At 71.8% G+C, this 19,636-nt stretch carries 20 protein-coding genes; 10 read left to right on the top strand and 10 right to left on the bottom strand.

Annotation, left to right across the window (positions count from 1 at the left end):
• Window positions 1-84: 84 nt before the first annotated feature.
• Together AQI94_RS09700 and AQI94_RS09695 are read right to left on the bottom strand one after the other, a co-directional pair.
• Window positions 85-909 (bottom strand): purine-nucleoside phosphorylase, encoded by an 825-nt coding sequence (locus tag AQI94_RS09700; protein ID WP_031047694.1) that lies wholly within the window; start codon window positions 907-909, stop codon window positions 85-87.
• Between the two features lie 111 nt (window positions 910-1,020).
• Complete coding sequence (locus tag AQI94_RS09695) at window positions 1,021-1,458, bottom strand: gamma-glutamylcyclotransferase (RefSeq protein ID WP_007384315.1); 438 nt, start codon at window positions 1,456-1,458, stop codon at window positions 1,021-1,023.
• 96 nt (window positions 1,459-1,554) lie between these two features.
• On the opposite strand from AQI94_RS09695, the gene AQI94_RS09690 reads away from it, so the two are divergent.
• Window positions 1,555-3,003 carry an NAD(P)H-quinone dehydrogenase gene (locus AQI94_RS09690; RefSeq protein WP_031047688.1) on the top strand — a complete coding sequence of 483 codons (1,449 nt, stop codon included), beginning with the start codon at window positions 1,555-1,557 and terminating at the stop codon, window positions 3,001-3,003.
• Window positions 3,004-3,169: 166 nt separating this feature from the next.
• Window positions 3,170-4,129, top strand: a complete 960-nt coding sequence (locus AQI94_RS09685; RefSeq protein WP_078902779.1) for a DeoR/GlpR family DNA-binding transcription regulator — start codon at window positions 3,170-3,172, stop codon at window positions 4,127-4,129.
• A gap of 334 nt (window positions 4,130-4,463) precedes the next feature.
• Here AQI94_RS09685 and AQI94_RS09680 read toward each other — a convergent pair whose 3' ends face one another.
• Entirely contained in the window at window positions 4,464-6,236 is a 1,773-nt protein-coding gene (locus AQI94_RS09680; RefSeq protein WP_031047683.1) for an acetyl/propionyl/methylcrotonyl-CoA carboxylase subunit alpha, read from the bottom strand.
• Between the two features lie 363 nt (window positions 6,237-6,599).
• Here AQI94_RS09680 and AQI94_RS09675 point away from each other — a divergent pair, with 363 nt between their 5' ends.
• Window positions 6,600-7,148, top strand: coding sequence for a hypothetical protein (locus AQI94_RS09675; protein WP_037942758.1), 549 nt, complete (start codon window positions 6,600-6,602; stop codon window positions 7,146-7,148).
• On the opposite strand, the gene AQI94_RS09670 is transcribed toward AQI94_RS09675, so the two are convergent.
• Complete coding sequence (locus tag AQI94_RS09670; protein ID WP_031047676.1) at window positions 7,117-7,737, bottom strand: nucleoside triphosphate pyrophosphatase; 621 nt, start codon at window positions 7,735-7,737, stop codon at window positions 7,117-7,119. The genes AQI94_RS09675 and AQI94_RS09670 overlap by 32 nt on opposite strands.
• Window positions 7,738-7,756: 19 nt before the next feature.
• Window positions 7,757-7,885 (bottom strand): morphogenic membrane protein MmpB, encoded by a 129-nt coding sequence (gene mmpB, locus AQI94_RS46215; RefSeq protein ID WP_107064265.1) that lies wholly within the window; start codon window positions 7,883-7,885, stop codon window positions 7,757-7,759.
• 106 nt (window positions 7,886-7,991) lie between these two features.
• Between mmpB and AQI94_RS09665 the strand changes: the two genes are divergently transcribed.
• Window positions 7,992-9,104 (top strand): SGNH/GDSL hydrolase family protein, encoded by a 1,113-nt coding sequence (locus AQI94_RS09665; protein ID WP_031047673.1) that lies wholly within the window; start codon window positions 7,992-7,994, stop codon window positions 9,102-9,104.
• Here the strand turns inward: AQI94_RS09665 and AQI94_RS09660 are convergent.
• Window positions 9,101-9,310 (bottom strand): acyl-CoA carboxylase epsilon subunit, encoded by a 210-nt coding sequence (locus AQI94_RS09660; RefSeq protein ID WP_031047672.1) that lies wholly within the window; start codon window positions 9,308-9,310, stop codon window positions 9,101-9,103. The two genes, AQI94_RS09665 and AQI94_RS09660, sit on opposite strands and share 4 nt — an antisense overlap.
• Before the next feature lie 17 nt (window positions 9,311-9,327).
• Entirely contained in the window at window positions 9,328-10,920 is a 1,593-nt protein-coding gene (locus AQI94_RS09655; RefSeq protein WP_031047670.1) for an acyl-CoA carboxylase subunit beta, read from the bottom strand.
• A 110-nt stretch (window positions 10,921-11,030) separates the two neighbouring features.
• On the opposite strand from AQI94_RS09655, the gene AQI94_RS09650 reads away from it, so the two are divergent.
• Together AQI94_RS09650 and AQI94_RS09645 are read left to right on the top strand one after the other, a co-directional pair.
• Window positions 11,031-11,894, top strand: a complete 864-nt coding sequence (locus tag AQI94_RS09650) for a biotin--[acetyl-CoA-carboxylase] ligase (protein WP_031047667.1) — start codon at window positions 11,031-11,033, stop codon at window positions 11,892-11,894.
• A 104-nt stretch (window positions 11,895-11,998) separates the two neighbouring features.
• On the top strand, window positions 11,999-13,093 hold the full coding sequence (locus AQI94_RS09645; protein ID WP_031047664.1) for an adenylate/guanylate cyclase domain-containing protein: 1,095 nt from the start codon (window positions 11,999-12,001) through the stop codon (window positions 13,091-13,093).
• On the opposite strand, the gene AQI94_RS09640 is transcribed toward AQI94_RS09645, so the two are convergent.
• A complete protein-coding gene (locus AQI94_RS09640) occupies window positions 13,090-13,725 on the bottom strand; it encodes a RodZ family helix-turn-helix domain-containing protein (protein WP_031047661.1) in 636 nt (211 codons plus the stop codon). The two genes, AQI94_RS09645 and AQI94_RS09640, sit on opposite strands and share 4 nt — an antisense overlap.
• 200 nt (window positions 13,726-13,925) lie before the next feature.
• On the opposite strand from AQI94_RS09640, the gene AQI94_RS09635 reads away from it, so the two are divergent.
• From AQI94_RS09635 to hutH, 3 genes are all read left to right on the top strand, one after another.
• Window positions 13,926-14,726: an enoyl-CoA hydratase/isomerase family protein gene (locus tag AQI94_RS09635; protein ID WP_031047658.1), complete on the top strand. Its 801-nt coding sequence runs from the start codon at window positions 13,926-13,928 to the stop codon at window positions 14,724-14,726.
• Window positions 14,727-15,214: 488 nt separating this feature from the next.
• Window positions 15,215-16,363, top strand: a complete 1,149-nt coding sequence (locus AQI94_RS09630) for a GGDEF domain-containing protein (protein ID WP_031050832.1) — start codon at window positions 15,215-15,217, stop codon at window positions 16,361-16,363.
• An 81-nt stretch (window positions 16,364-16,444) separates the two neighbouring features.
• The gene (gene hutH / locus AQI94_RS09625; RefSeq protein WP_031050830.1) at window positions 16,445-17,983 is read left to right on the top strand and encodes a histidine ammonia-lyase; all 1,539 of its coding nucleotides are present in this window, start codon (window positions 16,445-16,447) and stop codon (window positions 17,981-17,983) included.
• A 39-nt stretch (window positions 17,984-18,022) separates the two neighbouring features.
• Here the strand turns inward: hutH and AQI94_RS09620 are convergent, their stop codons facing one another.
• The gene (locus AQI94_RS09620) at window positions 18,023-18,781 is read right to left on the bottom strand and encodes a hypothetical protein (protein WP_031050828.1); all 759 of its coding nucleotides are present in this window, start codon (window positions 18,779-18,781) and stop codon (window positions 18,023-18,025) included.
• Between the two features lie 42 nt (window positions 18,782-18,823).
• The gene (locus AQI94_RS09615) at window positions 18,824-19,105 is read right to left on the bottom strand and encodes an LPXTG cell wall anchor domain-containing protein (protein ID WP_031050827.1); all 282 of its coding nucleotides are present in this window, start codon (window positions 19,103-19,105) and stop codon (window positions 18,824-18,826) included.
• A 130-nt stretch (window positions 19,106-19,235) separates the two neighbouring features.
• On the opposite strand from AQI94_RS09615, the gene AQI94_RS09610 reads away from it, so the two are divergent.
• The gene (locus AQI94_RS09610) at window positions 19,236-19,580 is read left to right on the top strand and encodes a hypothetical protein (RefSeq protein ID WP_031050824.1); all 345 of its coding nucleotides are present in this window, start codon (window positions 19,236-19,238) and stop codon (window positions 19,578-19,580) included.
• Window positions 19,581-19,636: the final 56 nt, after the last annotated feature.

Below are 19,636 nucleotides of genomic sequence, written 5' to 3'. Positions count from 1 at the left end.
CCCGGCCAACGGTTCGTCGCGGCACTAGGGGCGCGGGGAACTGCGCGACCAGCCACGACGCACCTGTACCCGCCCGGCGGGCTGTCAGATGCGGCCGAGCACCCGCGCCAGCAGTGACCCCATCCGGGTCGCGCTGTCACGGCCCGCCTGCAGAACCTCCTCGTGGTTCAGCGGCTCACCCGTCATGCCCGCGGCGAGGTTCGTCACCAGGGAGATGCCCAGGATCTCCGCACCCGCCTCGCGGGCGGCGATCGCTTCGAGGACCGTCGACATGCCCACCAGGTCCGCGCCGATGACGCGGGCCATGCGGATCTCGGCCGGGGTCTCGTAGTGCGGGCCGGGGAACTGGGCGTAGACGCCCTCTTCCAGGGTCGGGTCGATCTCCTTGCACAGGGCGCGCAGGCGGGGGGAGTAGAGATCGGTCAGGTCGACGAAGTTCGCGCCGATGATCGGGGAGGTCGCCGTGAGGTTGATGTGGTCGCTGATCAGGACCGGCTGGCCGGGGCGCATGCCCTCGCGGAGGCCGCCGCAGCCGTTGGTGAGGACGATCGTCTTGCAGCCGGCCGCGACCGCGGTGCGCACACCGTGGGCCACCGCCGCGACGCCGCGGCCCTCGTAGTAGTGGGTGCGGCCGAGGAAGACCAGGGCCCGCTTCTCACCGATCCGGTACGAGCGGATCTTGCCGCCGTGTCCCTCCACCGCCGGCGGCGGGAAACCGGGCAGCTCGGTGACCTGGAACTCGGCGTCGGGGGCACCGAGGGCGTCCACGGCCGGTGCCCAGCCGGAGCCCATCACGAGGGCGACGTCGTGGGTCTCGGCGCCGGTCAGTTCGCGCAGGCGCGCGGCGGCGGCGTCGGCGGCGGCGTGCGGGTCGCCCTGGATGTCGTCCGGAAGAAGAGATGCGTTCACGCGCATGAGGGTAGCCGGTCCGGGCCTACGCGCGTAGATGACAGAGCTGACGGGATGGCGATCGTTGTCTTGTCGTTTCCAACCAATCGGCCCGCCGGGGACGCGTGTGCCTCAGCAGGGGCGCTTGCGCAGTTCCATCACGTAGTCGTGGGGCGCGCCCGCGGACTCCGCCGCGTCCGCGATCTCGCCCAGGTAGCGGGCGGAGGGCAGGCCGCCCTCGTAGCCGTTCAGGACGTACGTCCAGGCGTGCTCCTCACCCTCCAGGGTGTGGACGCGCATGCGCGTGCGGCGGTAGATGTCCAGACCGACGCCTTCCCACCGGTCCATCGACTCGTCGTCGGCGGGGGCGATCTCGTAGAGCGCCACGAACACCTGGGACAGGGGGTCCTCGACGATCGTCGCGAGGGCGCCCTCCCAGCCCATGTGCTCGCCCCCGAAGGTCAGCCGCCACCCGTTCAGCCACCCCGTGGCGCGCATCGGCGAGTGCGGGGCGCGGCGGGTCATCAGCCGCGCGTCGAGGTTGCCGGCGTAAGCGGCGTAGAGCGACATGGGTCGAGGGTACGGCAGCCTTCCCCGGTGTCTCTCCCGTAACAGTGGCGTCTCGGGGTGGCCCCCAGGCCGTGGCACCCCCGGTCGTGCGGGACAATGGAGTACGTGACTCGGATCGTGATCATCGGTGGCGGACCCGGCGGATACGAGGCGGCCCTGGTGGCCGCCCAGCTCGGCGCGGAGGTGACCGTCGTCGACTGCGACGGTCTGGGCGGAGCGTCGGTGCTGACCGACTGCGTGCCGTCGAAGACCCTTATCGCTACGGCCGAGGTCATGACGACCTTCGATTCGTCGTACGAGGAATTGGGGATCATCGTCGCCGATGACACCCCGCCGCTGGAGCAGGCCGCCCGGGTGGTGGGCGTCGACCTGGGGAAGGTCAACCGGCGGGTGAAGCGGCTCGCTCTCGCCCAGTCGCACGACATCACGGCGTCGGTGACGCGGGCCGGTGCCCGGGTGCTGCGCGGGCGTGGGCGGCTTGAGGGCATGCAGGCCCTCGACGGGTCGCGGAAGGTCGTCGTGCGGGCCGCCGACGGGAGCGAGGAGACGCTCGTCGCGGACGCCGTGCTGATCGCCACCGGTGGGCACCCCCGCGAGCTCCCCGACGCCCAGCCCGACGGCGAGCGCATCCTCAACTGGACCCAGGTCTACGACCTCACCGAGCTGCCGGAAGAGCTCATCGTGGTCGGCTCCGGTGTCACCGGTGCCGAGTTCGCCGGTGCCTACCAGGCGCTCGGCTCCAAGGTGACGCTGGTCTCGTCCCGGGACCGGGTGCTTCCCGGCGAGGACCCCGACGCGGCCGCGGTCCTGGAGGACGTCTTCCGCCGCCGTGGCATGAACGTGATGGCGCGCTCCCGTGCCCAGTCCGCCAAGCGGGTCGGGGACCGGGTCGAGGTCACGCTGGCCGATGGTCGTGTCATCACCGGCTCGCACTGTCTGATGGCCGTCGGCGCGATTCCGAACAGCGCCGGGATGGGGCTGGAGGAGGCGGGCGTCAAGCTGCGCGAGTCCGGGCACATCTGGACCGACAAGGTCTCCAGGACCACGGCTCCCGGTGTGTATGCCGCCGGTGACGTGACAGGCGTCTTCGCCCTGGCCTCCGTGGCCGCCATGCAGGGGCGAATCGCCATGTACCACTTCCTCGGCGACGCGGTGGCCCCGCTGAACCTGAAGACCGTCTCGTCGAACGTCTTCACCGACCCCGAGATCGCCACCGTCGGCTACTCCCAGTCGGACGTGGACGGCGGGAAGATCGACGCCCGGGTCGTGAAGCTCCCGCTGCTGCGCAACCCGCGCGCCAAGATGCAGGGCATCCGCGACGGCTTCGTCAAGATCTTCTGCCGGCCGGGCACCGGGATCGTCGTCGGCGGTGTCGTCGTCGCGCCCCGCGCCTCGGAACTGATCCATCCCATCTCGATCGCGGTCGACAACAATCTGACGGTCGAACAGATCGCGAACGCGTTCACCGTTTACCCCTCCCTTTCGGGGTCGATCGCCGAGGTCGCGCGGCAGTTGCACACGCGCAAGGAGACCGGCGGGGCCTGACGGCCGAAAGCGATTCCTGCCTGGTCACAGGGAGTTGCCGACCATTCGCGCGGCATAGGCGGGGGGATTAGGCCCTATACCACTTCCCGCCCTGCCGTGCGAACATCTTCTGCTATTCGGCGCAAACAGCTGAAAGCAGACGGTCGTTGGCGTTACTGTCAGTTTCGTGTTCGCTGCAGAACGTCGCCAATTGATCCTCGAAATGGTGCGGGCCAACGGGGCTGTATCCCTCCGTGAGCTCGCCCGCGTCGTCCAGACCTCCGAAGTGACCGTACGGCGGGACGTGCGCGCGCTGGAGGCAGAAGGACTCCTCGACCGCCGGCATGGCGGTGCGGTATTGCCGGGCGGGTTCACGCGAGAGTCCGGCTTTCCGCAGAAATCGCATCTCGCGACCGCCGAGAAGACGGCCATCGCCGATCTCGCCGCGGGTCTCGTCGAAGAGGGCGAGGCCATTGTGGTGGGGGCGGGTACCACCACCCAGGAGTTGGCACGCCGTCTCGCCCGGGTTCCCGGACTGACCGTCGTGACCAATTCGCTGCTGGTGGCCCAGGCACTCGCCCATGCCAACCGGGTGGAGGTCGTGATGACGGGCGGCACCCTGCGCGGTTCCAACTACGCCCTGGTGGGTTCGGGGGCGGAACAGTCGCTCCAGGGACTCAGGGTCTCGCGGGCCTTCATCTCCGGGAGTGGGCTCACCGCCGAGCGCGGCCTCTCCACGTCCAACATGCTGTCGGCGTCCGTGGACCGGGCGCTGGTGCAGGCTGCCGCGGAGGTCGTGGTCCTCGCCGACCACACCAAGCTCGGCACCGACACGATGTTCCAGACCGTGCCGACGGATCTGATCACCCGCCTGGTCACCGACGAGCCCCCGGCCCACGACGACCGGGCCGGCACGGAACTCCAGGCGCTCGCCGACCAGGGGGTGCAGATCGCCGTGGCCGGCGCGTCGGGAGCGCCGGGGGGTGATCAGGTCCCGGCGCGGCAGCAACAGCGCCGGGACGTGCCGGTGCCGGGCCCCCGCCGCGGCCAGCTCCCGTCGGGCCCTGGCCTGCGCACGGCCACGGCCCTGGGTGACCCGGGCCAGGGCACGGAGCGGGCCCGAGTGGCGGATCTGCGTCGCCGCTGAGCCGTTCGAGGGGGCGCCTCCTTCTTCCCGCCCCCGGCTCGCCTCGCTTTTCGCGCGCCCCCGGCGGCCTTCCGACCCACCCCGGTAGTGCGTACGGAACGGGGTCGACGAACACAGCCGCGGTGAACGGCCCGATCCGGCCGTGCCGCTGATCACGCGATCGGCATCGCGCCCCTGGCCATGCTGTGGTTCGGCGTGTCGGCCGCCGCACGGGCGCGGACCGCGTGGGACCACCATCTCCGGGGGGGCGGGAAGAACGAGGCGCCCCGCGGACCGACTGCGGTCCGGGGGGCGCCTCGGGATGCCGTGGCGGCACAGGGCGTACGAGCTGCGCTCAGTCCTTGATCTCGCAGATCGCCGCGCCCGAGGTGATCGACGCGCCGACCTCCGCGGCCAGGCCCTTGATGGTGCCGGACCTGTGGGCGTTGAGAGGCTGCTCCATCTTCATGGCTTCGAGGACGACGATCAGGTCGCCTTCCTTGACCTCCTGGCCCTCCTCGACGGCGATCTTGACGATCGTGCCCTGCATCGGGGAGGCGAGGGTGTCACCCGAGGCCGCGGGGCCGGACTTCTTCGCCGCGCGGCGCTTGGGCTTGGCGCCCGCCGCGAGACCGGTGCGGGCCAGGGACATGCCGAGGGAGGAGGGCAGGGAGACCTCCAGGCGCTTGCCGCCGACCTCGACGACGATCGTCTCGCGGTCCGCGTCGTCCTCGGCCTCGGTGTCGGCCGGGGCCGCGAAGGGCTTGATCTCGTTGACGAACTCGGTCTCGATCCAGCGGGTGTGGACCGTGAACGGGTCGCCGGAGCCGGTCAGTTCGGGGGCGAACGCCGGGTCCCTGACGACCGCGCGGTGGAAGGGGATGGCGGTGGCCATGCCGTCGACCTGGAACTCGTCCAGGGCGCGGGCGGCGCGCTGGAGGGCCTGCTCGCGGGTGGCGCCGGTGACGATCAGCTTGGCCAGCAGGGAGTCCCAGGCCGGGCCGATGACCGAGCCGGCCTCCACGCCCGCGTCCAGGCGCACGCCGGGACCGGAGGGCGCCTCGAACTTGGTGACGGTGCCGGGGGCGGGCAGGAAGTTACGGCCCGGGTCCTCGCCGTTGATGCGGAACTCGAAGGAGTGGCCGCGCAGTTCGGGGTCGCCGTAGCCCAGTTCCTCGCCGTCGGCGATGCGGAACATCTCCCGCACCAAGTCGATGCCGGCGACCTCCTCGGTGACCGGGTGCTCGACCTGGAGGCGGGTGTTGACCTCAAGGAAGGAGATGGTGCCGTCCTGGCCGACGAGGAACTCGCAGGTGCCGGCGCCCTCGTAGGAGGCCTCCTTCAGGATGGCCTTGGACGCCCGGTACAGCTCGGCGACCTGCTCGTCGGAGAGGAAGGGCGCGGGCGCCTCCTCGACCAGCTTCTGGTGGCGACGCTGCAGGGAGCAGTCACGGGTGGAGACGACGACCACGTTGCCGTGCTTGTCGGCCAGGCACTGGGTCTCCACGTGCCGGGGGCGGTCCAGGTAGCGCTCGACGAAGCACTCGCCGCGGCCGAAGGCGGCCACCGCCTCGCGCACCGCCGAGTCGTACAGCTCGGGGACCTCTTCGAGGGTGCGGGCGACCTTCAGGCCGCGGCCGCCGCCGCCGAAGGCGGCCTTGATGGCGATGGGCAGGCCGTGTTCCTCGGCGAAGGCCACGACCTCGTCGGCGCCGGAGACCGGGTCGGCGGTGCCGGCCACCAGGGGGGCGCCGGCGCGCTGGGCGATGTGCCGGGCGGCGACCTTGTCACCCAGGTCGCGGATGGCCTGCGGGGGCGGGCCGATCCAGATCAGGCCCGCGTCCAGGACCGCCTGGGCGAACTCGGCGTTCTCGGAGAGGAAGCCGTAACCGGGATGGATGGCGTCCGCGCCCGACTCACGCGCGGCGCCCAGGACCTTCTCGATGTCCAGGTAGCTGGTGGCCGGGGTGTCACCGCCCAGGGCGAACGCCTCACCCGCGGCGCGGACATGCAGAGCGTCCCGGTCCGGGTCGGCGTACACGGCCACGCTCGCGATACCGGCATCCCGGCAGGCCCGGGCAACGCGGACAGCGATTTCGCCACGGTTGGCGATGAGCACCTTGCGCACGATTGAGGCTCCCTCCTTGAAACAAGCCGAGTTTAGGGACTGCCGACACGTCTCTTCGACCCGTCCCCCGTGGTGACCTTCCCCACACGGAGCGTGATACGAGCTTGCACGACCCGCGAAATCCCTTGTCGCACCTCGGTACGCAGGGCTCCTCCCGGAAACCCTAGCCCTCCTCTGTGGCCAAGGTCTCTGTGAGAGCGTGCTGCGGACCACTCCGATTCTTTGTGGAGTCCCTACGAATGGCCCAATGATTCTTTGCCCGCGGCGGAACCCTTGTCCCGCGGTTTACCCGTTAGTAGCGTTCGCGCTGTACCGAAGGTACTTCGGGTAACAACAGCACGGCTCGAAAGTGGGTGGGGACCGGTGATACGCAGGCCGGTGGCGTGGGTCGTGGCGGTCGTCCTGTTCGCCGAGGCTCTCGGCGTGGCGATGCTGAACTGGATCATGGGCAATCTCGTCGACGCGCAGAACATGTCGCTGGCCGGTCTGGACCCGGACGCGATGTCGATGTCCTCGAAGATCGGCGGGGTCGTCTTCGGCCTCTACTTCGCTCTGTGCGCGCTGGTCGCCCTGCTGGTGGCGGTGCGCGACCGGCAGCCCGCCGGGCTCGGCCGGGTCCTGCTGATCAGCGTCGCCGTGGTGCACGGCCTGCTGGCCGCGGCGGCCTGGGCGCTGATCGGCCGGCCCCAGTTCGTCTTCATGATCGTGATGCTCGGGCTGATCGTGCTCCTGCTGGTCACCTACGACGCGCAGCGGGGGCCGGCCGCGGCGGGGCCCCGGAACACCGAGGGCCCGGGCGGTCCCGAGGGTGCCGAGGAGCCGCGGGAGTCCCAGGGGGCCGAGGAGCCGCAGGATTCCCGGACGGCCGGCGGCTCGCCGCTCACGCCTCCGCCGGCGCCCACAACTCCGTGATGCGGACGTCCAGGTCGGCCAGCAGGCGGCGCAGCAGCGGCAGGCTGAGGCCGATCACGTTGCCGTGGTCGCCGTCGATGCCCTCGATGAACGGGGCCGAACGGCCGTCCAGGGTGAACGCGCCCGCGACGTAGAGGGGTTCGCCCGAGGCGACGTACGCGGCGATCTCGTCGTCGGTGGGCTCGCCGAAGCGGACGACGGTGGAGGCGACCGCCGAGACGTACCGGCCGCTCGTGGTGTCGTAGACGCAGTGGCCGGTCTGCAGGGTGCCCGCGCGCCCGCGCATGGCCTTCCAGCGGGCCGTCGCCTCCTCGGCGTCGGCCGGCTTGCCCAGGGCCTCGCCGTCCAGGTCGAGCACCGAGTCGCAGCCGATCACCAGCGCCCCCTTGACCTCGGGCTTCGCGGCCACGACGGAGGCCTTCGCCTCGGCGAGGGCCAGCGCCAGTTCGGCGGGGGTGGGGGCGGTGACGGCGTCCTCGTCGACCCCGCTCACGAGCACCTCGGGAGTGAGGCCGGCCTGGCGCAGCAGGCCCAGCCGGGCGGGGGACTGGGAGGCGAGCACGAGTCGGCGGCGCGGCTGATCGGTCATGCGGTCAGCATAGTGCCGGTCAGCGCAGCCCGATCACGATCATCGCGAGCACCATGGCCAGCGCGAGGAAGATGCTCAGTCGCCGAAGCATGACCTGCATGTCACGCATTTCCTTCGGCGGTTCGTTCTCAGGGTCGGACCACAGCATGGTTTCCAGCGTGCGGCGATTTCGTGGAGGGCGCCTGAGTACGCGTACTCAACTTCCCCAAACGGTACTGTGGTTCCATTAGCAGTCCGTGAGAGGGGTATGTGTCGTGTTCACCACCGCTTGGTCCGCCTCGCCTCAGCTCCCCGCCGAAGGCTTCACCCCCAACTGGTCCCGCGAGGGCTTCTGGCGGCAGTCCGTGCGCCAGATCGTCCGGCTCTCGGCGGGCGGCGCGCGGCTGCGGATCCGGCTGTCCCACGCCTACGGCACCTCGCCGGTCCGTCTCGCGGGCGCCACCGTCGGCCGTACGGCCGCGGGGGCGGGCGTCGAACCGGGATCGCTGCGCAGGCTCACGCTTCCGGACGAGATTCCCGCCCGGGGTTCACTGGTGAGCGAGCCGGTCGAACTCGCCGTGGCGGCCGGGGAGTCGGTGACGGTCACCCTGTACTTCGACGCGGCGACCGGGCCCGCGACCTTTCACGCGCAGGCCTTCACCCCCGTGTACCGGGGAGCCGGGGATCTGCTGGGCGAGGTGGACGGACAGGGCTTCGACGCGGTGAGCGAGTCCTGGTACTTCCTGACCGCCGTCGAGACGGACGCGGGCCGCACGGACGGGATCGCGCTGTTCGGGGACTCCGTCACCGACGGGTTCGGATCGACGGTGGGAGCGGACCTGCGGTGGTCCGACGCGCTGGCCCGGCTGACCGGGCGGCCCGTCCTCAACGCCGGGATCGGCGGGAACCTGCTGCTCAACGACTCCGCGTGGTACGGGGAGAAGGGGGTGGGCCGGTTCCGGCGGGACGTGCTGGGCCTGGCCGGCGTGGACACGGTGGTCGTGCTGCTGGGGCTCAACGACATCGGCTTCAGCGAGACCGACGAGCAGCCGACGTACAAGCCCGCGCCGGTGCTGGAGGCGGCCGAACTCATCGCCGGGCATCAGGAGTTGATACGGCAGGCGCGGGGGCTGCGGGTGATCGGGGGCACCCTGCTGCCGTTCGGCGGCTCGGACCACTGGGGTGAGCGTGCGGCGAAGGTGTCGCACGAGGTGAACGAGTGGGTGCGTTGCTCCGGCGCGTACGACGCGGTGGTGGACTTCGCGCGGGAGCTCGCCGGCCCGGAGGATCCGGACCGGCTGCATCCGTCGTACGACTTCGGCGATCACCTGCACCCGAACGATCTCGGGTACCAGGTGATGGCCCAAGCGCTGTCAGCCGTCCTCTAGGCCGGCCAGTAGGTGCGGGACCAGGCCGTCGGCCCCGGCTGGGGCAGGCGGCGGCCCGCGATGCGGGACGGGTCGGACCACGCGGCCCTGGTCTCCTCCGCGCCGGACGGCGGGTCCGTCGCCGCCGCGGCGCGGGCCCGGACCACCGCCAGGGCGGCGGCAAGCTCCTCCGGGGTGGGGTTTCCCCGTACGACCTTGATGTTCATGACGGCTCCCGGCAGGGCTAGAGGGGGATGTTGCCGTGCTTCTTCGGAGGCAGGGACTCGCGCTTGGTGCGCAGTTGGCGCAGGCCCCTGACCACATGGCGGCGGGTGTCCGACGGCATGATCACGGAGTCGATGTAACCGCGCTCGGCCGCGATGTAGGGGTTGAGGAGGGCGTCCTCGTACTCCTGGATCAGCCGGGCCCGGGTCGCGTCCGCGTCTCCCGCCGCCTCGGCCTCCGCGATCGTGCGGCGGTGCAGGATGTTGACCGCGCCCTGGGCGCCCATGACGGCGATCTGGGCGGTGGGCCAGGCGAGGTTGAGGTCCGCGCCGAGGTGCTTGGAGCCCATGACGTCGTAGGCGCCGCCGAAGGCCTTGCGGGTGATCACCGTGATCAGGGGGACGGTGGCTTCCGCGTAGGCGTAGATGAGCTTGGCGCCGCGGCGGATGATGCCGTCGTGCTCCTGGTCGACGCCCGGCAGGAAGCCCGGGACGTCCACGAAGGTGATCACCGGGATGTTGAAGGCGTCGCAGGTGCGGACGAAGCGGGCCGCCTTCTCGGACGCGGTGATGTCGAGGCAGCCGGCGAACTGCATCGGCTGGTTGGCGACGATGCCGACCGGGTGGCCCTCGACCCGGCCGTACCCGGTGAGGATGTTCGGCGCGTACAGCGGCTGCGTCTCGAAGAACTCGGCGTCGTCCAGGATGTGCTCGATCACCGTGTGCATGTCGTACGGCTGGTTCGCGCTGTCCGGGACCAGCGTGTCCAGCTCGCGGTCCTCGTCGGTGACCGCGAGGTCCGCCTCCTCCGGGTAGACCGGCGGCTCGGACAGGTTGTTGGAGGGCAGGTACGACAGCAGCTGCTTGACGTACTCGACGGCGTCCTTCTCGTCCCCGGCCATGTGGTGGGCCACGCCGGACACCGCGTTGTGGGTGCGGGCGCCGCCCAGCTCCTCGAAGCCGACGTCCTCGCCGGTGACGGTCTTGATGACGTCGGGACCGGTGATGAACATGTGCGAGGTCTGGTCGACCATGACCGTGAAATCGGTGATCGCCGGCGAGTAGACGGCGCCGCCCGCGCAGGGGCCGACGACCAGGCTGATCTGCGGGATGACACCGCTCGCGTGGGTGTTGCGGCGGAAGATCTCGCCGTACGCGCCCAGCGAGGCCACGCCCTCCTGGATGCGGGCGCCGCCGGAGTCGTTGATGCCGATGACCGGGCAGCCGGTCTTCAGCGCGAAGTCCATCACCTTGACGATCTTCTGGCCGTAGACCTCGCCGAGCGCGCCGCCGAAGACGGTGAAGTCCTGGGAGAACACGGCGACGGGGCGGCCGTCGACGGTGCCGTACCCGGTGACGACCCCGTCGCCGTACGGGCGGTTCTTGTCGAGCCCGAAGTTGGTGGAGCGGTGACGGGCGAACTCGTCCAACTCCACGAATGAGCCTTCGTCGAGCAGCAGGTCGATGCGCTCACGGGCCGTCAACTTGCCCTTGGCGTGCTGCTTCTCGACGGCACGTTCGGAGCCGGCGTGCGTCGCCTCCTGGATGCGGCGCTGCAGATCCGCGAGCTTGCCCGCGGTGGTGTGGATGTCGATCTCTTCCGGCTCGGACATCGGGATCTGGCTCCCTGCCTGCTCAAAAGGGGGGACGGTTACTCATCCGTAGAGTAGTGGTGCCCCTACGAATCAGCAGTGCGGCGTTTCACACACCTAGGGTGGCTTGCATGACTCCGCGAGATGTTTCAGGAGACGACAGCCGTTGGTCGGACCTCGACCGGCCGCCCCTCAACGCCGCCGCGCTGCGCCGCGGGCTGGTGCGCGAGGGCGGGCTGTGGTCCGGGATCGAGGTGGTGGCCGCGACCGGCTCCACCAACTCCGACCTGGTCGCCCGCGCCGCCGCGGGCAAGGCGGCCGAGGGCGCGGTCCTCGTCGCCGAGGAGCAGAGCGCCGGGCGCGGCCGCCTGGACCGCCGCTGGACGGCACCGCCCCGCTCGGGCCTCTTCTTCTCCGTCCTGCTGACGCCCGGGGACGTGCCGGTCGCCCGCTGGGGGTGGCTGCCGCTGCTCACCGGGGTCGCGGTGGCCACGGGGCTGTCCCGGTCCGCCGGCGTGGACACCGCCCTCAAGTGGCCCAACGACCTCCTGGTGACCGTGGGCGGCGAGGAACGCAAGGCGGGCGGCATCCTCGCCGAGCGCGCGGGCGAGGGCGGCGTCGTCGTGGGCGTCGGCCTCAACGTCACCCTCCGGGAGGACGAGCTGCCCGTCCCCACCGCGGGCTCGCTGGCGCTGGCCGGAGCGGTGAGCACCGACCGGGACCCCCTGCTGCGGGCCGTTCTGCGCTCCCTGGAGGAGTGGTACGACCGCTGGCGCGCGGCGGCCGGCGACCCGACGGTGAGCGGCCTCCAGGAGACGTACGCGGCGGGGTGCGCGACGCTGGGAAGGACGGTACGGGCGGAGCTGCCGGGAGACCGCTCACTGGTGGGGGAGGCGGTCGCGGTGGACGGCGACGGCCGCCTGGTGATCGCGACGGAGGAGGGCGTACAGGAACCGGTGGGCGCGGGAGACATCGTGCACTTGAGACCGGCGTGAGCGGATCCGACTTCTGTCCGAGCGGGGACGTGAGCTACCGCACACCTGCCGTACAGTTGAGGCCGGTCGATACCTGACCGTGACAGATCGGAAGGGCAGCAGGCGTGACCGCAGACGACACGGGCTCCGGCCCGGACGCGATCCCGCACCCGCTCGCCGTGCGTCTCGAACAGCTCATCCTCGGCGCCGAGCGGCGCTACACCCCCTTTCAGGCGGCCCGCACCGCCGGCGTCTCCATGGAGCTGGCCACCCGCTTCTGGCGGGCCATGGGCTTCGCCGACGTCGGCCAGGCCAAGGCGTTCACCGAGGCCGACGTCCTCGCGCTGCGCCGGCTCGCCGGTCTCGTCGAGGCGGGGCTGCTGAGCGAGGCCATGGCCGTACAGGTGGCCCGGTCCACCGGGCAGACCACCGCCCGGCTCGCCGAGTGGCAGATCGACTCCTTCCTGGAGGGCCTGACCGACCCCCCGGAGCCGGGCATGACCCGCACCGAGGTGACGTACCCGATCATCGAGCTGCTCCTGCCCGAGCTGGAGGAGTTCCTCGTCTACGTCTGGCGCCGCCAGCTCTCCGCCTCGGCGGGCCGGGTCGTGCAGGCCGCCGACGACGAGGAGATGGTCGACCGGCGGCTGTGCGTCGGCTTCGCCGACCTCGTCGGGTTCACCCGGCTGACCCGCCGGATGGAGGAGGAGGAACTCGGCGAGCTCGTCGAGGCCTTCGAGACCACCGCCGCCGACCTGGTGGCGGCGCGGGGCGGGCGGCTCATCAAGACCCTCGGCGACGAGGTGCTGTACGCGGCCGACGACGCCGCGGTGGCCGCGGAGATCGCGCTGCGCCTGATCGAGACCATGGCCAACGACGAGACCATGCCCGAGCTGCGCGTCGGCATCGCCTTCGGCACGGTGACCACCCGGATGGGTGATGTCTTCGGTACGACCGTGAACCTCGCCTCCCGGCTGACCTCGATAGCTCCCCGCGACGCGGTCCTCGTCGACAGCGCCTTCGCGGAGGAGCTGATCCGCACCGGCGAGGCCCCCGCCTCCGAGGCGGAGGCGGCCGAGGCCGCGGCCACCGCCGAGAAGGAGGGCGAGGACCCGCCGACCTACCGCTTCGCGCTCCAGCCGATGTGGCAGCGTCCGGTGCGTGGGCTCGGCGTCGTCGAGCCCTGGCTGCTGACCCGCAGGGACGCGCCCCCCTCCTAGCCGCCCTGCCGCACGCACAGGCCGACGATCGGCACGCACAGGCCCGGCGCGGGCTGCGCCGGGTGAGTGGGCTGGGGTGTGGGTGTCGAGGCCGGCGGGGGAGTGGTCCGTGCCGGTCGCGGGGCGGGCGTCGTCGCCGGGGCGTGCGGCGCGATGGTCGCCGTGGGGGTGGGAGCCGGTGCCGGTGCCTGGTCGTTCAGCGCGTCCGGGATCGTGTTGGGAGCCGCCGCGAGGGGCAGGGGGACGGCGGTCGCGGATCCCGCGGGGGCCGGGGAGACGCCCGGTGCGGGGGTCGCGGAGACTCCGCCCATCACCGCGGTCGACGACGGGCTCGCCCGCGGCACGGAACCCACGGTCGCGGCGGCGTTCGTCGCCCGGTCCGTGCCGGGCTGGACGTCCGTGTCCGGATCCGTTCCCGGGGCGGCCTGCGGGTCCGTCTCCGTCGCGCCGAAGCCGCCCATTCCCGCGTCCGGGGTCAGCCGTACGAGGCTCAGGGCGCCCGCGGCCAGGGCGAGGCCGCCCGCGGCGAGCAGGACCTTGCGGGGGCGGGGCTTGCGGTGGCGGCCGCGTGGTCCGAACAGGCGGATGCCGCCCTCCTCCGCCAGTCCTGTCGTCGTCATCGTCGCCGTCATGCTTCCTCCCCTGGGTGCCTGCGCCCCCTGTGCGCCATGGCGGGGCGCACGTTATGCGCTGCCGTGGGCGGTGGGTGTGGAGTTGGGCGGGATGTCACTCGAACGGGGTGTCGGGCGAGTCGGCGGGAACCTTTCGCGGCGGGAGCGGGACTGCGATGATCGGAGCGTTCTTGTTAACCCACGTTAACCGGGAGGGTGTCATGGGCGAGGCGCGGTTCGGGGAGTTCGTGCTGGTGAGGCGGCATGAGGAGGGGGCGGTCGCCGAGCTGGTCCTCGATCGGCCCAAGGCGATGAACGCGGTCTCCACGGAGATGGCGCGGTGTGTCGCCGCCGCCTGCTCGGCACTGGGGGGTGACGCGGCGGTACGGGTTGTCGTGGTGACCTCCACCCATGAGCGGGCCTTCTGCGTGGGGGCCGATCTGAAGGAGCGGAACTCCTTCAGTGACGCCGACATGGTGCGGCAGCGGCCGGCGAGCCGGGGGGCTTACACGGGAGTGCTGGAGCTGCCGGTGCCGACGATCGCGGCCGTGCACGGGTTCGCGCTGGGCGGGGGGTTCGAGCTGGCGCTCTCGTGCGACCTGATCGTGGCCGACCGTACGGCGGTGGTGGGGTTGCCGGAGGTCTCGGTGGGGGTGATCCCCGGGGGTGGGGGGACGCAGCTGCTGCCGCGGCGGGTGGGGGCGGCCCGCGCCGCGGAGCTGATCTTCACGGCACGGCGGGTGGAGGCGGAGGAGGCGCATCGGCTGGGGCTCGTGGACCAGCTGGTGGCCGCCGGGGAGGACCGGGCGGAGGCGCTGGCGCTGGCCGCCCGTATCGCGGCGAACTCGCCGGTCGGGCTGCGGGCGGCGAAGCGTGCGCTGCGGCTCGGGCAGGGGTTGGACCTGCGGGCCGGGCTTGAGGTGGAGGACGCGGCGTGGCGGGCGGTGGCGTTCTCGGGGGACCGGGCGGAGGGGGTGGCGGCGTTCAACGAACGGCGGGCGCCGCGTTGGCCTGGGCAGTGACGGTTGCCTCCGGCGGTTGGGGCTGCGGTTTCGTGCGGGTGCGGGTGCGGGTGTGTGGTGGGTGGTTGCGCAGTTCCCCGCGCCCCTGATGGCTGTGGTGGCCCCGTCGTGGGTCGTGCGGGTGTGTGGTGGGTGGTTGCGCAGTTCCCCGCGCCCCTGATGGCTGTGGTGGCCCCGTCGTGGGTCGTGCGGGTGCGTCGTGGCTGGGCGCGCAGTTCCCCGCGCCCCTGATGCCTGCGGCGGCCTGTTGCGGTGTGTGGTGGCGCGGTTCCTCGCGCCCCTGGTGGCCCGTGCGGGTGCGTGGTCGCGAGGTGCGGCGGACAGTTCGTCCTGGCGCGGGTGACTGTGACTCGCCAGGGGCGCGGGGAACTGCGCGACCAGCCGCATCGGACCCGCACCCGCCCGATGACCCCACCTGTCACGGCCCCACCTCCCGAACGGACCAACCGCACCCCGGCATCCGCCCAAATCATCCCTAACCTGGACTGATGGGTGAGGACATCCGGCTGGCCGCGGTCGTCGCGTTGGCTCAGGGCATGGCGGCGGCGCACGGCTCGCGGGAGGCGTGGCGGGCCGCCGCCGCCGGGGCGTGCCGTGCGCTCGGGGGGAGTTTCGCCGCGTTGTCCGTGTGGGAGCGGGAGCTCGGGCGGCTCAGGGTGCTGGTGAACGTGGGGGAGCGGGCCGCCGGTGAGGAGGAGTTCCCCGAAGGGGAGGCCTATCCCGTGCACCAGTTCCCGGAGATCACCGAGTTTCTGCACGAGCGGTGGGCCGGGGGCGGCGAGCCCAACGCCTGGGTCGAGACGGCGGAGGGTCCGGCGGCCGGGGGCCGGCCCGGGTATGTGCACCAGCGGGTCGCCGCGCTCCGCAGAAGGGGGCGGGGGAGCTGTGTCGTCGCCCCGATCGTGCTGAACGGACGGGCGTGGGGCGAGCTGTATGTGGCCCGGCCCACCGGTGCCCCCGTCTTCGGGCGGGAGGACGCCGACTTCGCCACCGTCCTGGCCGCCGTCGTCGCCGCCGGAATCGCCCAGGCGGAGCGGCTGGAGGAGGCGAGACGGCTGGCGTTCACGGACGCGCTGACCGGTCTCGCCAATCGCCGTGCCGTGGATGTGCGGCTCGACGAGGCCGTCGACCGGCACAAGAGGGACGGAGTCGTCGTCAGTCTCGTCGTGTGCGATCTGAACGGGCTGAAGCGGGTCAACGACACCCGTGGGCACGCCGTGGGCGACCGGCTGCTGGAACGTTTCGGGTCGGTGCTGTCGCTGTGCGGGGCCATGCTCCCGGGCGCCCTGGCCGCCCGGCTCGGCGGGGACGAGTTCTGTCTGCTCGCCGTCGGGCCGTCCGCCGACGACGTGGTCGGGGCCGCCGACGAACTCTGCCGGCGGGCCGGTGAGCTGGAGCTGGGGGAGGGGGTGGCGTGCGGGGTCGCCTCCACCGAGGATCCCATCGGGCCCGTCCGGTCCGCCCGGCGGCTCTTCCGGCTCGCGGACGCCGCGCAGTACCGGGCCAAGGCCGAGCGTGCCGAAAGGCCCGTCGTCGCGGGGCGGGCCGGTCCCGACGATCCCGTCGTACGGCTCGCCGACGCCGCCCCCTCCGGGCGGACGGCCGAGCGGCGGACGTTCCGGGGCCGGCAGCCCTGAGGCGTTCGTCCTTGTAAGGGGCGTAACCCCCACCCAGTAGTGACACCGCGGAATTCAATGCGTACGCTCCTGAATATGGATATGCACACTGTGGTGGTGGGGACGTCCGGGGTCACCGCGTCCGACGTCCTTGCCGTGGCGCGGGACGGTGCCCGTATCGAGCTCTCCGGGGAGGCGCTGGCCGCTCTCGCCGCGGCCCGCGGGATCGTGGACGCCCTCGCGGCCAAGCCCGAGCCCGTCTACGGCGTCAGCACCGGCTTCGGCGCCCTCGCGACCCGGCACATCAGCCAGGAGCTCCGGGCGCAGCTGCAGCGCAACATCGTCCGCTCGCACGCCGCCGGAATGGGGCCGCGGGTCGAGCGGGAGGTCGTACGGGCGCTGATGTTCCTGCGGCTCAAGACCGTCTGCTCGGGACACACCGGGGTGCGGCCCGAGGTCGCGCAGACCATGGCCGACGTGCTCAACGCCGGGATCACGCCGGTCGTCCACGAGTACGGCTCGCTCGGTTGCTCCGGTGACCTCGCGCCGCTGTCCCACTGCGCCCTCACCCTCATGGGAGAGGGGGACGCCGAGGGACCGGACGGGACCGTGCGGCCCGCCGGTGAACTGCTCGCCGAGCACGGGATCGCGCCCGTGGAACTGCGGGAGAAGGAAGGGCTCGCCCTCCTCAACGGCACCGACGGCATGCTCGGCATGCTGGTCATGGCCCTCGCCGACCTGGACATGCTCTACAAGTCCGCCGACATCACCGCCGCCCTGTCGCTGGAGGCACTGCTCGGTACCGACAAGGTGCTCGCGCCCGAGCTGCACGCCATCCGGCCGCATCCGGGACAGGGGGCCTCCGCCGCCAACATGCTCGCCGTGCTGCGGGGTTCGGAGCTCACCGGCCATCACCAGGACGACGCGCCCCGGGTCCAGGACGCCTACTCCGTGCGCTGCGCGCCGCAGGTCGCCGGAGCCGGGCGGGACACCATGGCCCACGCGCGGCTGGTGGCGGAGCGGGAGTTGGCGTCGGCCGTCGACAACCCCGTTGTGCTGCCCGACGGTCGCGTGGAGTCCAACGGCAACTTCCATGGCGCGCCGGTCGCTTACGTCCTCGACTTCCTCGCCATCGCCGTCGCCGACCTCGCGTCGATCGCCGAACGGCGCACCGACCGGCTGCTCGACAAGAACCGCTCCCACGGGCTGCCGCCGTTCCTCGCCGACGACGCCGGTGTCGACTCCGGGCTGATGATCGCCCAGTACACACAGGCCGCGCTGGTCAGCGAGTTGAAGCGGCTGGCCGTACCGGCGTCCGCGGACTCGATCCCGTCCTCCGCGATGCAGGAGGACCACGTCTCGATGGGGTGGTCGGCCGCGCGCAAGCTGCGCACCGCCGTCGACAACCTCACCCGGGTCCTCGCCGTCGAGCTCTACGCCGCCTCGCGCGCCGTCGAGCTGCGCGAGGGCCTGAACCCGGCGCCGGCGACGCGGGCCGCCATCACCGCCGTACGCAAGGCGGGAGTCGAGGGGCCCGGTCCCGACCGGTTCCTGGCGCCGGACCTCGCCGCGGCGGACGTGTTCGTGCGGGAGGGGCGGCTGGTCGAGGCGGTGGAGACGGTCACCGGGCCGTTGCGGTAACGGGAGGACGGGCCCCGCCGTGCGGCGGGGCCCGGAGTGCTACTTGAGCTTGCGCACCTGGGTGTCGATCACCGGGAGCGGGACGGCGGACGTCGTGCCGCTCTGCATCGAGGCGAAGTCGACCGCGTAGTACGTGGAGACGAGGCTGCCGACGCGTACCACCTCGACGGTGAAGGAGCCGGTGCCCTCGCCGTCCATGTCGGCGTCCAGGACGAAGGCCACCGACTCGTCGCCCACGCCGGTCGGCTTGCCCGCGGCGACCTTGGTGATCTTCATCTTCTCGCCCTTGGCCGTGATGGCGAACCCGCCGGAGCAGGGGGCGATGCCGTCGGAGACGGCCTTGAGGGCCTGCCGCGCGCCGTCGCCCTCGTACGAGGAGAGGCCCACGCTGGTCATGGTGACGTCGAAGGAGTCCCCGACGCGCTCCTCCGACGTGACGGTGTTGCTCGCGCCCGCGTCCGAGTCGCCCGGGGGCAGGCCGGTCAGGGCGAAGGCGAGCGGGGCGCACGCGGGCTTGTCCGTCTGCAGCTCGCTCCGGGACCTCGGCAGGGTGTCGTCGCCGTCGGCGATCTTGTCCCTGGGCAGGTCGCTCTGGACGAGCAGCAGCTTCTCCAGCTCGGCCGCCCCGAGCGCCTTCGCGCCCGCTGTGGTCGGCGAGGCGGACGTCTGGGATGGACGGGGGCTCCCGGACGCCTTCGCGTCGCTGTCCGAGCCGCCGCCGCAGCCCGTGACCAGCGCGAGCGACAGCATGCCCACGGTCGCCGTGACACCTGCGCGCACCGTCGATGATCTCTTCATGCGCGGACTATGAAGCTTGCGTCAAGAACACGTCAAGCCGGTTCAAAACCCCAGCCGTTCGCGGCGGACCGAGTAGACGACGAAGCCCGCACCCAGCGTGAGGAAGAGGGTGCCGCCGACGACGTACGGCGTGGTGTCGAAGCTGCCGGTGTCGGCGAGCCGGGTGTCGTCCGTGGAGGTCTCCGCGCTCGTGGTCGTGACCCGCGCCTGGGTGGTGGCCTGCGCGGACGGCTCTGTTCTCGCCGGGCTGTCCTGGGTCGCGTTGGCGGACGGGACGAACCACAGGGCACCCAGCAGGGTCCCCGCGGCGGTGGCGGTCAGCAACGGACGGCGAACGGATGACACGGAATATCGATCCCCTTGTGGTGCTGGCGAATTGGCCGTGTGGGGCGATGTTAGTGAAAGGCGCGGGTCACGGGAAAGTCACGGGAGGCATGGGCTTTACGCTCCGGGCATGAGCACTGAAGAGACATCACGTTATGTACGGCTTCGGGTGGAACTCGTCGTCGAGGTCGACGACCAGGACGCCGTCACCCGGGCCGCACTGGCGCGGATCGCGGAGGATCCGGACATGCCCGACGACGAGCGGGCGCATGCCGAGAGTGCTGTGACGGAAGACACTGCGGAGGCCCTCGCCTATCTCGTGGACCCGTTCGACCTGGTCGGAGAGGTGTCGGGGGTCGAACTGGCCCAGGCTTCCTGGAGCAGCGAGCACATCGACTACGACCCGGATTCGCCGGACTGGGACCTCGACGAGGATGATGTAGAGGAAGACGAGGAAGAAGAGGTCGTCGGCTGAGCGCGCTCGGGAGAATCGTGACCCCGGGCGGCAACCGCCGCCCGGGGTTTCGTCGT

It is taken from the genome of Streptomyces pseudovenezuelae, assembly GCF_001513955.1.
Lineage (GTDB): Bacteria > Actinomycetota > Actinomycetes > Streptomycetales > Streptomycetaceae > Streptomyces > Streptomyces pseudovenezuelae.
This window is presented reverse-complemented; position numbering and strand designations above follow the sequence as displayed.